Here is a 13,194-nt window from a genome sequence, read left to right as displayed (position 1 = left end):
GAGCGGTGAATTACTCTTCCGCAGCGATCATGCTCAGATAACCTTGAGCGTCGATAAGGTCAGCTAACTGAGAGTCATCGCTCATCTTAATACGGAAAATCCAACCTTCTTGATATGGCGATTCGTTCACCAGCTCTGGAGAGTCGCTGAGTGCATTGTTAACGGCAATGATTTCACCACTAATCGGTGCATAAATATCGGATGCTGCTTTCACAGACTCAACGACAGCACAGTCGTCCCCTGCGCTCACTACATCACCCACGTCCGGTAAATCAACAAACACCATGTCGCCTAAAGTTTCTTGCGCATGTTCAGTGATACCCACCGTGAATTCACCATTACCTTCATCACGCAGCCATTCGTGTTCGCGGGTATATCTTAATTCTTTAGGTGCATTGCTCATTTCTAGCCTCTCTTTTGATTCTGACCATATGTTCTTGAGAAAAAGTTTTTGAGAAAACGTTTTAAAATCAATTTGTATTAGAAAATATCTAATTACACTAATGCCTTACCTTCACGGACAAATCCGGGTTTTACCACTTCAACCGGCATTTCCCTCTGACGGATTTCAACGATGGCGTGATTTTTAATATCACTTGGTACACGCGCTAACGCGATACTGAAACCTAACGTTGGAGAGAATGAACCACTGGTGATCACCCCCTCATGCAATTTACCTGATTCATCCGTAAAGCGCACAACCTGTTCGGCACGCAGAATGCCTTTTTCGCGCATCACGATGCCCACCAGCTTATCGGTACCCTTGGCCCGCTGTTTTTCCAGCGCTTCACGACCGATAAAGTTTCTGTCTTGCGGCTCCCAAGCAATTGTCCACCCCATATTGGCCGCTAATGGAGAAATAGATTCATCCATATCTTGCCCATAGAGATTCATACCCGCTTCAAGGCGCAGAGTATCGCGAGCCCCCAAACCAGCAGGGTGAACGCCAGCTTTCAACAATTTATGCCAGAAATCCACGATCTGCTGTTTTGGCATCGCAATTTCATACCCTTTTTCACCCGTGTAGCCTGTGGTCGCAATAAATAGATCGCCAGTTTGTACACCATAGAAAGGCTTCATATCTTTGATGGCGGCACGCTGTTCATCGGTCAGTAAAGTGTGAACTTTCTCTTGAGATTTCGGACCTTGAACAGCAACTAACGCCAAATCATCACGTACAGTAATCGCGACCGCATAATCTTTTGCGTGCTGCTCAATCCACGCAATATCTTTGTCTCGCGTCGCAGAGTTAACCACAAGGCGGTAGAAGTCATCTTCAAGGTAATAAACAATCAGGTCATCAATCACACCACCCGATGCATTCAGCATACCGGTATACAGCGCGCGACCTTTGATGGTGAGCTTAGCAATATCATTGGCGAGAAGATAACGAAGAAAATCACGGCAACCTTCACCATGTAAGTCAACAATCGTCATGTGGGAAACATCAAACATTCCTGCATCGGTTCGAACAATATTATGCTCGTTGATTTGCGAACCATAGTGCAGTGGCATCATCCAGCCGTGGAAATCCACCATTTTTGCACCGCAGGCTATATGCTCATCATATAGAGTCGTTTGCTTTACCATGAATACCCTCTTTACATTACTGTGTCTGATGGGGTGATCGCGCGATGAACGGCATAAATTTTTTGTCTGTAAACCCCGTTTCATCAAAACGCAAATCATCGGATTTGATTCAAAACCGCTAACATTCGAAATTGGATGCTATAAAAAAAAATAGGGTGACGTACTCTCTGTATTACTCATTGCATCATTACATTTCCAGTGGTTTTTGTTAAATAATTGAGAACGATCACTCAATCCCTTCATATTTGGCTTATTACTGCGCAAAATATCATCGAAATTGAGACTTACCCCAAAAATGCAGATAAATTCAAAAAAGCACATGAATTAGAAAAACTAATCCGAAATAATGGATAAATTAGTTTTTCTCAGCTATTGGTAGACTAGGCTAACGAGGTGGAATAAAAAATAAAAAACCTGAGTATTTAAAATTAAACACTCAGGTTATCTGGAAGAGAATTAAGGCGGAATTAAGCGTTATTAGCCGGTAGTTGCTTCAACCATTTAGGCATATCCGACAAGCCCATTGCGTGGTTCAATAATTGCGGTTTAACCCCCGGCAAACTGTCCGCTAAAACAAGGCCAATATCTCGCAGCAGTTTCTTCGCAGGGTTATTGCCATCAAACAGTTCACGGAAACCTTGCATACCCGCTAACATCACCGCAGCGCTATGCTTGCGGCTACGTTCATAGTCACGCAAATAGAAATATTGACCAAAGTCTTTGCCTTCACGGTGCAGCCTTCTGATTTCACCAATCAACATAGCAACATCCATAAAACCAAGATTCACACCTTGACCGGCTAGAGGATGAATGGTGTGAGCCGCATCCCCAAGTAGCGCTAAACGCTGCGCCGCAAACTGGCGTGCATAGCGCCCAGTTAACGGAATTGTTAAACGGTCGCTTTCTAATTGGCAAAAACCTAAATTAACATCAAATGCGACGGTCAATTCTTTCTCAAACTCTAACTTATCCAAATCTTGACGACGAGCCGCCGCTAAGTTTGGTTGAGACCAAACAATCGAGCATAAATGCGGGTCACTTAACGGTAAGAACGCGAGGATGCCTTCACCATTAAAGGCTTGGCGGGCAATACCTTCATGCGGGCGTTCGGTTCGAATGGTTGCCACCAGTGCGGTATGTTCATAATCCCAGAAAGTGAGCGGAATATCCGCGTGGCTACGCAACCATGAATTTGCGCCGTCTGCCCCGACTATCAAGCGAGCCGTTAACATATTTTCATCGTTTAAAGTGATGAAAACGTCATTTTCCCCCCACACTACCTTTTTGATAGTTGCAGGTGCCAGTAAAGTCACATCGCGCAATTGGCTGGCTTTTTGCCATAAGGCGTCGCGCACCACATTGTTCTCAACAATATGACCTAAATGCGAGAGATTTTGGTCTTGCGCGGAAAAAGCAATACGGCCGAAACTGTGGTTGTCCCACACTTCCATCCCGTTATAGGCGGCAGCACGCATCCCTTTGATGACTGACCACACATCTAAATGAGTCAATAATTTTTCACTGGCAGCATTGATTGCCGACACGCGTAGCGCATGAGGAGCGTTAGCAGAGAATGGCGTTTTAGGTGGATGGTTTTCAACGACCGCCACACGTAAACCACTGCCTTCGAGTCCACATGCCAGTGCGAGCCCAACCATACCACCACCGGCGATAACCACATCAAACGATTGCATATTTTAATTCCTCTTAGTTTTGTGGTTATTTATGTGCGACCCAGCCAAGGGTTTGGCGGGCTAAAACATCACGAACAGGCGGCAACATCTCCATCACCATCAGACCTAAATTACGCCCCACGATTAATGGGAAGCAACGATTAGCAAATAAACGCACCAGACCATCAGTCATGGTGACCGTTTTTTCTCGGTCGGCTAATCGGGTTTGTTGGTACTGACTGAGCAATGAATAACTACCAATATCTTGCTGATTATCATGAGCATTGACGACTAATTCAGCTAATTGCATGACATCACGGATCCCAAGGTTGAAACCTTGCCCTGCAATTGGGTGTAATGTCTGCGCCGCATTTCCCACCAGCGCAACACGGTGACTGACAGGATTCACCGCTTTTCTTAACACTAATGGGTAACAATTACGTTTACCCGCTTGGGTAATTTCCCCTAAGCGCCAGCCAAAGGCTTGCTGTAATTTGCGAATAAAGGTTTCATCATCCCACGCATTAATATCGTCAGCATGTTCTTGGTGATGACACCAAACTAACGAGCTACGCCCTTCAGACATAGGTAATAATGCCAAAGGACCAAATTCAGTAAAACGCTCGAAGGCGCGACCTGCGGGGTCAATCGAGGTTTTCACATTGGCAATAATCGCCACTTGTCCATAATCATCTTGCTGCCATTGCATGTTGCAAGCTTGGCCAATCGCGGAACGACTACCATCCGCCGCCACTAATAAACTGCCCGTGATTTGCTCACCGCTGTCTAACGTGACAGTCACATTCTCCACGGTACGCTCAACATGCTCCACTTTAGCGGGACAATAAAGTGTAACGCCGGGCGCTTTACGTAACAGTGAAAATAAACGGGCGCCCGCTTCATGCAATTCAATCACATTACCCAATTCGGTGATTTGATGATCTTCCGCATGAATATTAACGAACCCTGCGTGCCCTCTATCGGACACATGAACGTGATTAATGGGGGTGACGCAATCAGCAAATGCAGACCAAACACCTATCGATGATAAGTACTGGCAAGTGCCGTGCGCTAACGCAATCGCTCGTGCATCAAAGCCCGGATGTTGGTTATCCGGTTGAGATGCTTCGATAATTGATACCGAAACACGTCCTTGACTGAGTGATGAAATCGCCAGTGCCAATGTCGCACCAGCCATTCCTCCCCCAACAATAATCACATTCATAGGTTGTTAATTACCTTCTATTATTACTTTTTACTGCTTAACCTAAGCGTTTTTTAGCTGCCGCCATTAACGCTTCAATTTCATCAGGATCTTTGACGACCATCGCCGTTAAATTTTCATTCCCATCTTCAGTGATAAGAATATCGTCTTCTATGCGAACACCAATACCACGGTATTGAGGCGGTACATCAGCGTCTGGCGCAATATATAATCCCGGTTCAATAGTCAGCACCATGCCTGGCTCTAAAATGCGGTCTCTTTCTACACCGTAGAAACCGACATCATGAACATCTAAGCCCAGCCAATGGCTTAAACCATGCATAAAAAATGGATGATACGCTTTGTTTTCGATCAATTGTTCGACATCACCCTGCAAAATGCCTAATTTCACTAAGCCTTCCGTTTTAATACGAACAATTTGGCGAGTCACTTCGTGGATGCTGGTACCAGGGCGATACAGTTCTAATGCGGTATTGATAGATTGAAGAACGATATCGTAAATTTCACGCTGCTCTTTGGTAAATTTTCCATTTACAGGAAAAGTTCGGGTGATATCTCCGGCGTAACCTTCTAACTCTGCACCGGCATCAATCAGGACTAAGTCCCCATCTTTCATCGCACATTCATTTTCTGTGTAGTGCAAAATGCAGGCGTTTTCGCCACTACCGACGATGGTGTTATAGGATGGGAAACGCGCACCATGGCGAGTAAATTCATACTCAATCTCACCACAGAGTTGATATTCATACATATTCGGGCGGCAAGTTTCCATCGCACGAATATGCGCTAATGCCGAGATTTCACCCGCTTTACGCATGACCGCCATTTCTGCATCCGACTTAAATAGGCGCATTTCGTGCACCATTGGACGCCAGTCAATGACAGTACGAGGGGCTTTTAAATTGCGACGGCTTCCTCGGCGCAGGACATCCAACGCACCGAAAACCAGTTTATCCGCGTAATCAAATTCACCTTGAGCGTGATAAATCACATCGAGGCCGTTGAGTAATTGATAGAGCTGATCAACGATTTCATCAAATGGCAGCGCTTTATCAACACCGAGTTTTTCCGGTGCCGCATCTTGCCCTAAGCGACGCCCAAACCAAATTTCTGCGGTGAGATCGCGAACACGGTTGAACAGCACGGTGTGGCTATGTTTCTCGTCACTTTTTATTAAAACTAAAACCGCTTCTGGCTCACTAAATCCAGTCAGATACAGAAAATCACTGTGCTGGCGATACGGATATTCGCAATCCGCATTACGTTGTGCTTCCGGTGCTGAGAAGATAATAGCAGCACTTGCTGGCGCCATTTGAGCCAATAATGCATTACGACGAGAAATAAATTCCTGCTTATTCATACCGTTATTGCCTTATTATTTGGGTTTTAGGTTGGTTGCTTGTTTGATAATTAGCTAAAAATCAAACGGCAATCAGTTTAAATTAGGTAAATCCGTTCCTTAACCGTAGGTGACTGACAATGCAGAAAGCCTACAGTTAGTGGGTCGCTACCTAGTATTATAGATTAGTGAAGAACGGGCTTGATATTCTCGACAGCGGTTGGACCTTTTTTCGGCTCAGCCAGTGCGATGTAACACAGTTGAACGGCAACTCTCACATATTCAACAACTTCTTCTAATGCTTGCTCTAACTCTTCTTGGTCTTCTTCTTCATCATAACCAAGCATACCGATGTTACGTAGATCAGTAATTACTTCACTAATCTCTTTTTTATCAGTCAATTTAGGTTGAGCAACGCCAATACCAAGTAAGAAGTGGTTAACCCAGCCAGCCAGTGCGTCTGCATGGTCAAACACAGAAGCGTCTTCATCCGGAAATAGCATGTTGAATGCAAATTCGGTGTCATCTAATGCTTCAAATGTGAGGTCATATAGCTCGCGCAACGGTTGTGAAACGGTTTGCGGAAATGCAAGCCCGTCATTCGCCAGATCATGAACAAGCGTTTGCCAACCGTGATCACGGCTTCCTCCGCAAATCAGTCCGGTTATTAAACCATGGATCTCGGCGGCAGTGAGTGCGATTGAGTGCTGTTGGAGTAAGTTGTCCAACGATTCATAGTTAGGTAAAGATTTTTGTATAGACATCTGAATTCGTCATGTTAGCTTGGGATTCGTGATATGCTACCACCAAGGATAGCCGCTAGACCAGCCTGCTTTTTTTGTCTGAGTTATTATTAGCTTATTTTTATTCTAAACTAGTAATATATCGCCAATGCCTATCTCAGCATAAGCTATGCAAAAATTAACAACATTTACGCCAAATGTCCTACTTTTATTGGCGAAAACGATTTTAGTATGGAGGTACCATGTCCGCACAACCCGTTGATATTCAGATTTTTGGGCGCTCTATGCGCGTTAATTGCCCAATAGAACAAAAAGAAGCGCTCTTAGAGTCAGCAAAAGAATTAGAAGAACGCTTAAAAACGTTAAAAGACCGAAGCGGTGTCACTAACACTGAACAGCTTATTTTCATTGTCGCATTGAACGTCTGTCACGAATTAGCACAAGAAAAGACAAAAACGCGCGATTATGCTTATAATATGGAAGAGAAAATAAAAGTATTGCAGCAGACGATTGAACAAGCATTGCACGATCAGGTGAAAATCACTGAGAGGCAGGTATTGCCCCTAGAGTAAATATGCTTATTAATCAATCACTAGTAAAAAAATAAAACGAAAAATTAGGTTGCATTTATACTCTAATTTCGTACAATGAAATCACTGAGTAACGAAAGTTCTCAAAACAAATTTCTCTGAGATGCGCGTCAGTGGGTAAGTCCCCTGAGCCGATATTTCATACCAAACAGAATGTGGTTATTGCGCTGGTGAGCATGCCTGATTCGCTCAGGAAGCCTAAAGGTTGCTAAACTGCGTTCACCTTGAACCAAGGGTTCAAGGGTTACAGCCTACAACGGCATCTTGGAGACCTCCCTTCTATTTAGTCTGCTCTTATTCTTTGCACAAAATCCCAAACCCGCGCTAAAAATTACTTATTCCTATTCCTTGCGATATACTGTTTCGTAGGTTTTTCCACGAGTTATCAACTTGCTATTAGGAAATGATTTATGGGAATGGTTATGTCAGATACGCTCTCTTCACTACGTCAAAAAATCCGTAAATCCATTCGAGCAACTAGACGGGAACTGACACTAGAAGCCCAAGATAACGCGGCTCAACACATTATCGCTCACATACTTAATCATCCCAAAATAGCATCAGCTAAAACGATTGCCCTATTTCTTTCGTTCGATGGTGAAATTAATACACGTCCATTAATCCAAACCCTTTGGGATCACGGAAAACAAGTTTATCTCCCCGTTATTCATCCCTTTAATTCTCATCATTTGTTATTTTTGCACTACACGCCGAAGACTATCTTAGTAAAAAATAAATTTAATATTGAAGAACCACAATTGAATGTCTTGGATGTATTACCTATCGAGCAACTGGATATTATGATGGTCCCGCTGGTGGCCTTTGATAGCCAAGGACAACGGTTAGGAATGGGTGGCGGATTTTATGATAGAACATTGGCAAACTGGCAACAAACTGGCTTTTATCCTATTGGGCTCGCCCATGATTGTCAGTTAGTTGAAGATTTACCCGTTGCGCATTGGGATATTCCGTTGCCAGAAATTATTACCCCGAAAAAAATATGGCGCTGGTAAATACCAACGCCACGGTGTTTTTAATATATCGACTGATTAGAACAACAGACGAGCGCGGATAGTGCCCGGTAGAGATTTTAATTTCAGTAATACTTCATCCGCTTGGCTTGGCGACTGCGTTAGCACATCAATAACCACGTAGCCCACATTACCGGAAGTTCTCAGGTATTGCCCGACCACGTTAATGTTATTTTCAGTAAACACTTGGTTGATACTGTTCATGATACCAGGGCGGTTTTCATGAATGTGCAGTAAGCGGTTAGTATCATCCATATGCACTGGCAGAGAAACTTCAGGGAAGTTAACCGCAGATAATGTTGAACCATTATCTGAGTATTTTGCCAGCTTGCTTGCTACTTCTAAGCCGATATTTTCTTGTGCTTCCTCTGTTGAACCACCGATATGTGGAGTCAGGATCACGTTATCGAATTTAATCAACTCAGAGATGAATGGATCATTAGGATCGTTGTTTGCCGCAGGCTCCGTTGGGAATACGTCAACCGCTGCACCTGAGAGTTTTTTGCTCTCTAACGCTGCACTTAATGCAGGAATATCAACGACAGTACCGCGTGATGCGTTGATGAAAATCGCACCTTGCTTCATTTGCTCGAACTGTGCTTCGCCAAACATATTCTTTGTGCTTGCAGTTTCAGGCACATGTAGGCTCACTACATCGCTCATTTTTAATAATTCTGGTAATGAACGAACTTGAGTTGCGTTACCTAATGGTAATTTGTTTTCGATATCATAGAAGTAAACATCCATACCGATACCTTCAGCTAAAATCCCTAACTGTGTGCCGATATGACCATAACCAACAATACCTAAGCGCTTACCACGAGCCTCAAAACAACCCTTCGCTTGTTTTTCCCAGATCCCACGGTGAGCTTGCATATTCGCTTCAGGAATACGACGTAACAACAGTAATAACTGACCTAATACCATTTCCGCCACGGAACGGGTGTTGGAGAATGGTGCGTTAAAGACAGGAATACCGCGCTTCGCTGCAGCATCGAGATCAACTTGGTTGGTTCCAATACAGAAACATCCCACAGCCACCAGCTTTTCTGCGGCAGCAAAGATCTCTTCCGTCAAATGAGTACGGGAGCGGATCCCCACAAAACGCGCGTCTTTAATCGCTTCTTTTAGTTCTTCGTCTGACAGCGCGCTTTTGTGATATTCGATATTGGTGTAACCCGCTGCTTTGAGGTTATCCACAGCACTTTGGTGAACACCTTCGAGCAGTAAAAATTTAATTTTGTCTTTCTGCAAAGATACCTTGACCATTTACCCTACCCTATCGTACTTAATTTTTGACCGATGAATTTCGTATGAACTCAAAATAATTCGAGATGCACGCCATGAAATTAAGACACTCCAGCCCCTTCACATGCACCTTGAAATAAAACGAGAATACCAACATAGCAAAATCCAGCGCAGTAGCAATACAAACGATTGCTTAGCCTCTGCTAAAATGTGTGATGAAAAAGAAGTTATATGGTGGAAAATCTAGAGCGGTAACACAAAATAAGCATTTTGCCCACCTAATGGGCATTTGTGTGAGATATATCACCAAAATAACGGAAGGTAAAAAAAATTTAAATAATTTTCATGTTGATGATATTTACAAAAGTCATTAACCATCCAACTATCTACTCAAAAATAAAATAAGCTAGCCAAAAACAAAATAAGCCAGTGAACTCGAAAATCCACTGGCTTATCATTCATTCTAGCTAATTATAACTTAATGGTTTTTACGCCATCAGCTGTTCCCATCAGCACGACATCCGCACCGCGGTTAGCAAATAATCCGACTGTGACGACGCCAGCAATCCCGTTGATTTTATTTTCTAAAGCCACTGGGTCGAGGATTTCTAAGTTGTGAACATCTAAAATAACGTTACCGTTATCCGTTACCACATTTTCACGGTAAACTGGCTGCCCCCCCAGTTTGACTAGCTCACGAGCCACATAGCTACGCGCCATTGGGATCACTTCCACTGGCAGAGGGAATTTACCCAGTACGCCCACCAGCTTAGATTGGTCTACGATACACACGAATGTTTTAGCAATAGCAGACACGATTTTTTCACGAGTTAACGCTGCACCGCCGCCTTTGATCATGTTCATGTTACCGTCAACTTCATCAGCGCCATCAACATAGACATCTAATAAATCTACGCTATTGCAGTCAAAAACGGGAATACCCAAGGATTTTAATTTCTGAGTTGACGCTTCAGAACTAGAGACAGCGCCTTCGATTTGCCCCTTCATTGTTGCTAATGCATCAATAAAGTGAGATGCGGTAGAACCTGTACCGACACCAACAATGGTGCCCGGTTTAACATATTCTAATGCCGCCCAACCTACTGCTTTTTTTAATTCATCCTGAGTCATGCGAGAGCCTTATGCTGAAATAATGAGTCATTAAGTAGATGTCCAATAGTATATACCGGACACCCAGCAAGTTGCAGTATTGTTATTAGGGATTGTGCACTACTTCTTATGAAAAATACCCTTTAGGAATATTTGCAAGTGTTATCCCTAAAAATATGGCATAGTGATTAGCAGAATAACAAGAAGGAGAGTTTTTGATGAAGCGCCCTGATTATCGCGCCTTGCAAGCACTGGATGCCGTCATTCGTGAACGCGGATTTGAACGAGCAGCACAAAAATTGTGTATCACCCAATCTGCGGTTTCTCAACGAATCAAACAGTTAGAAAACCTTTTTGGTCAACCTTTACTCGTGCGTACTGTTCCGCCACATCCGACTGAACAAGGTCAAAAACTGCTAGCGCTGCTTCATCAAGTAGAATTACTCGAAGAACAGTGGCTTGGAGATGAAAACAGCGGCTCTACCCCATTATTGCTCTCCTTAGCGGTAAACGCCGATAGCTTGGCAACTTGGTTCTTACCGGCATTAAATCCCGTACTGGGTAACACCCCCATTCGCTTAAACATCCAAGTGGAAGATGAAACCCGCACCCAAGAACGTTTAAGACGTGGTGAAGTAGTCGGTGCTATCAGTATTCAGCCACAAGCGCTACCGGGCTGTTTAGTCGATAAACTGGGTGCTCTGGACTATATTTTCGTGGCGTCCCCTGGCTTTGCGGCTAAATATTTCCCTGAAGGTGTGACTCGCGCATCGTTATTAAAAGCGCCAGCCGTGGCCTTTGACCACTTAGATGATATGCACCAAGCCTTTGTACAACAAAACTTTGGTCTCTCTCCGGGTAGCGTCCCTTGCCATATTGTTAACTCATCGGAAGCGTTTGTGCAGCTAGCAAAGCAGGGTTCAACATGCTGTATGATCCCGCATTTGCAAATTGCCAGTGAATTAGAAAATGGTGAGCTGATCGATTTAACACCGGGGTTATGCCAACGACGGATGCTTTATTGGCATCGCTTTGCGCCAGAAAGCCGCACAATGAAGAAAGTGACTGACGCCCTGCTGAAAACAGGACGCCAGATGCTAAAACAAGATGATGAAATTGCTGCCGAAATTAACGCTTAATTTCAAAAACCACATCGACTTGGTCATTAAAATCAATACCTTGTTGCTCATAGGTCTCATCAACATTGAGATCTTGAGCAGCAGCTTTCAACGCGCCACCACGACTACGCATCGCCATTGGGTATGGTACATCTGATGGAGCATTATAATTAATGCTGTAAATCGGCCCTAGCTGTGCATTAAACCCTTTCGCCAGCGCTTCAGCCTGCTGTTGAGCATTCTTCATCGCTTGGTCACGCGCTGCATTACGATATTTCTGCGGATCATTCACGCCAAATTGTACTGAATTAATTTCATTCAATCCTGCTGCTAATGCGCCATCGAGCAGAACATTCAGTTGATCCAGTTTTTTCACTTTGACTTCAACGGTTCTTGTCGCGGTATAGCCTTTTAAAGACGCCTTAGCAGTCGAACTATAATCATAGTTTGGTTGCGTACGTACATTGGCAGCTTCAATATCTTGCTTTTCAATGCCATTTTTCTTTAGGAATTCATAATATTCAGCAACACGCTTATCAACGGCGGCTTTCGCAGCAGCGGCATCTTTATTGGTCACTTGCACATTAATGCTCAGCGTCGCCATATCTGGCGCCACTTTCACAGCACCACTTGCTGATGTTGAAATATGTGGACCTTCTGGCACGGCACTTGCCAATGACATGGTTGGTACCGCAAGACCTGCCAGCAGGGCAGCAACAACGATAGATTTCAATTTCACAGAACCTCCCAATGGTGTTTTTCTCTACAATAAAAAGGAAGCTCATCATAAACTTCCTTTGATTAAGGTTCACATTATCATATTCAGCTCAAACTGCGATTCAGAATAATGCTAATTAATAACCCAAACCATGCATCGCGAGTTTAAATGCAATAAACCACATGACACAACCGACAAACAAGTTAATCAAACGCTGAGAGCGTGGTTTATTCAGTATAGGAGAAAACCAAGCGGCTAATATGGCTAATAAGAAAAACCATACAAATGAAGCCGTCAAAGCCCCTGCAGTAAACCATGGACGTAATTGGCTTTCTAATTGCCCACCGACACTGCCTAACACTACAAATGTATCCAAGTACACATGAGGATTCAGCCAAGTGACAGCAAATAAAGTCACAATCACTTTCCAGCGTGTCATTGTTGTACTTTCTAACTGTAAGACCTCATCATCTGGAGTCATAGCTGTACGAAACGCCCCATAGCCATACCATGCTAAGAATGCGACTCCAGCCCATGTAATTAACGCCATCAATAACTCAGACTGGCTTAATAACGCACTGCCGCCAAATACACCAGCAATGATTAAAATCGTGTCACTTAGAGCGCATAATAATGCACTCATTAAATGAAATTGTTTGCGGCTACCTTGTTGCAATACAAACGCATTTTGTGGCCCCAAAGGTAATATCATTGCAGCCCCAAGTAGAGCCCCCTGAAAATAAATCGTAAACATGCAATTTTTCCCAATAATTATTCAGACAATCTGCCAAGAATAATATCCAGAAAAA

At 43.7% G+C, this 13,194-nt stretch carries 13 protein-coding genes and 1 other RNA gene; 4 read left to right on the top strand and 10 right to left on the bottom strand.

Annotated elements, in window-relative coordinates; translation table 11 throughout:
* Positions 1-10: 10 nt before the first annotated feature.
* The 6 genes from gcvH to PR799_RS05905 all read right to left on the bottom strand — a co-directional run bounded on the left by gcvH (position 11) and on the right by PR799_RS05905 (position 6,591).
* Positions 11-403 carry a glycine cleavage system protein GcvH gene (gcvH, locus tag PR799_RS05930; RefSeq protein ID WP_154627368.1) on the bottom strand — a complete coding sequence of 131 codons (393 nt, stop codon included), beginning with the start codon at positions 401-403 and terminating at the stop codon, positions 11-13.
* 92 nt (positions 404-495) lie between these two features.
* Positions 496-1,590 (bottom strand): glycine cleavage system aminomethyltransferase GcvT, encoded by a 1,095-nt coding sequence (gcvT, locus tag PR799_RS05925; RefSeq protein ID WP_154602559.1) that lies wholly within the window; start codon positions 1,588-1,590, stop codon positions 496-498.
* Positions 1,591-2,057: 467 nt separating this feature from the next.
* On the bottom strand, positions 2,058-3,284 hold the full coding sequence (gene ubiI / locus PR799_RS05920; protein ID WP_272521464.1) for an FAD-dependent 2-octaprenylphenol hydroxylase: 1,227 nt from the start codon (positions 3,282-3,284) through the stop codon (positions 2,058-2,060).
* 25 nt (positions 3,285-3,309) lie between these two features.
* Entirely contained in the window at positions 3,310-4,488 is a 1,179-nt protein-coding gene (ubiH, locus tag PR799_RS05915; protein ID WP_272521463.1) for a 2-octaprenyl-6-methoxyphenyl hydroxylase, read from the bottom strand.
* 37 nt (positions 4,489-4,525) lie between these two features.
* The gene (pepP, locus tag PR799_RS05910) at positions 4,526-5,848 is read right to left on the bottom strand and encodes a Xaa-Pro aminopeptidase (RefSeq protein ID WP_272521462.1); all 1,323 of its coding nucleotides are present in this window, start codon (positions 5,846-5,848) and stop codon (positions 4,526-4,528) included.
* Between the two features lie 164 nt (positions 5,849-6,012).
* Positions 6,013-6,591: a YecA/YgfB family protein gene (locus tag PR799_RS05905; protein ID WP_154602554.1), complete on the bottom strand. Its 579-nt coding sequence runs from the start codon at positions 6,589-6,591 to the stop codon at positions 6,013-6,015.
* 221 nt (positions 6,592-6,812) lie between these two features.
* Between PR799_RS05905 and zapA the strand changes: the two genes are divergently transcribed.
* The 3 genes from zapA (at position 6,813) to PR799_RS05890 (ending at position 8,173) form a co-directional block, all read left to right on the top strand.
* Positions 6,813-7,142, top strand: coding sequence for a cell division protein ZapA (gene zapA, locus PR799_RS05900; RefSeq protein ID WP_036951152.1), 330 nt, complete (start codon positions 6,813-6,815; stop codon positions 7,140-7,142).
* 110 nt (positions 7,143-7,252) lie between these two features.
* Positions 7,253-7,435: non-coding RNA, 6S RNA (gene ssrS / locus PR799_RS05895), on the top strand.
* Positions 7,436-7,570: 135 nt separating this feature from the next.
* Positions 7,571-8,173: a 5-formyltetrahydrofolate cyclo-ligase gene (locus PR799_RS05890; protein ID WP_230088610.1), complete on the top strand. Its 603-nt coding sequence runs from the start codon at positions 7,571-7,573 to the stop codon at positions 8,171-8,173.
* A gap of 36 nt (positions 8,174-8,209) precedes the next feature.
* Here PR799_RS05890 and serA read toward each other — a convergent pair whose 3' ends face one another.
* Together serA and rpiA are read right to left on the bottom strand one after the other, a co-directional pair.
* On the bottom strand, positions 8,210-9,460 hold the full coding sequence (gene serA / locus PR799_RS05885; RefSeq protein ID WP_154627364.1) for a phosphoglycerate dehydrogenase: 1,251 nt from the start codon (positions 9,458-9,460) through the stop codon (positions 8,210-8,212).
* A 450-nt stretch (positions 9,461-9,910) separates the two neighbouring features.
* Positions 9,911-10,570, bottom strand: a complete 660-nt coding sequence (rpiA, locus tag PR799_RS05880) for a ribose-5-phosphate isomerase RpiA (RefSeq protein WP_154627363.1) — start codon at positions 10,568-10,570, stop codon at positions 9,911-9,913.
* A gap of 197 nt (positions 10,571-10,767) precedes the next feature.
* Between rpiA and PR799_RS05875 the strand changes: the two genes are divergently transcribed.
* The gene (locus tag PR799_RS05875) at positions 10,768-11,688 is read left to right on the top strand and encodes a LysR family transcriptional regulator ArgP (RefSeq protein WP_036951157.1); all 921 of its coding nucleotides are present in this window, start codon (positions 10,768-10,770) and stop codon (positions 11,686-11,688) included.
* Here the strand turns inward: PR799_RS05875 and PR799_RS05870 are convergent.
* Positions 11,678-12,406: an oxidative stress defense protein gene (locus PR799_RS05870; protein ID WP_272521461.1), complete on the bottom strand. Its 729-nt coding sequence runs from the start codon at positions 12,404-12,406 to the stop codon at positions 11,678-11,680. The genes PR799_RS05875 and PR799_RS05870 overlap by 11 nt on opposite strands.
* Before the next feature lie 115 nt (positions 12,407-12,521).
* Complete coding sequence (gene argO, locus PR799_RS05865; RefSeq protein WP_272521460.1) at positions 12,522-13,139, bottom strand: arginine exporter ArgO; 618 nt, start codon at positions 13,137-13,139, stop codon at positions 12,522-12,524.
* Positions 13,140-13,194 lie beyond the last annotated feature (55 nt).

This window comes from Providencia sp. PROV202 (assembly GCF_028479565.1).
Classification (GTDB): Bacteria; Pseudomonadota; Gammaproteobacteria; order Enterobacterales; family Enterobacteriaceae; genus Providencia; species Providencia zhijiangensis.
The sequence above is the reverse complement of the archived record's forward strand: the minus strand, read 5'-3'. Positions and strand labels throughout refer to the sequence as shown.

Coding starts and splice junctions, on each gene's coding strand:
- gcvH (WP_154627368.1), bottom strand. CDS start 403: ATGAGCAATGCACCTAAAGAATTAAGATATACCCGCGAACACGAATGG.
- gcvT (WP_154602559.1), bottom strand. CDS start 1,590: ATGGTAAAGCAAACGACTCTATATGATGAGCATATAGCCTGCGGTGCA.
- ubiI (WP_272521464.1), bottom strand. CDS start 3,284: ATGCAATCGTTTGATGTGGTTATCGCCGGTGGTGGTATGGTTGGGCTC.
- ubiH (WP_272521463.1), bottom strand. CDS start 4,488: ATGAATGTGATTATTGTTGGGGGAGGAATGGCTGGTGCGACATTGGCA.
- pepP (WP_272521462.1), bottom strand. CDS start 5,848: ATGAATAAGCAGGAATTTATTTCTCGTCGTAATGCATTATTGGCTCAA.
- PR799_RS05905 (WP_154602554.1), bottom strand. CDS start 6,591: ATGTCTATACAAAAATCTTTACCTAACTATGAATCGTTGGACAACTTA.
- zapA (WP_036951152.1), top strand. CDS start 6,813: ATGTCCGCACAACCCGTTGATATTCAGATTTTTGGGCGCTCTATGCGC.
- PR799_RS05890 (WP_230088610.1), top strand. CDS start 7,571: ATGGGAATGGTTATGTCAGATACGCTCTCTTCACTACGTCAAAAAATC.
- serA (WP_154627364.1), bottom strand. CDS start 9,460: ATGGTCAAGGTATCTTTGCAGAAAGACAAAATTAAATTTTTACTGCTC.
- rpiA (WP_154627363.1), bottom strand. CDS start 10,570: ATGACTCAGGATGAATTAAAAAAAGCAGTAGGTTGGGCGGCATTAGAA.
- PR799_RS05875 (WP_036951157.1), top strand. CDS start 10,768: ATGAAGCGCCCTGATTATCGCGCCTTGCAAGCACTGGATGCCGTCATT.
- argO (WP_272521460.1), bottom strand. CDS start 13,139: ATGTTTACGATTTATTTTCAGGGGGCTCTACTTGGGGCTGCAATGATA.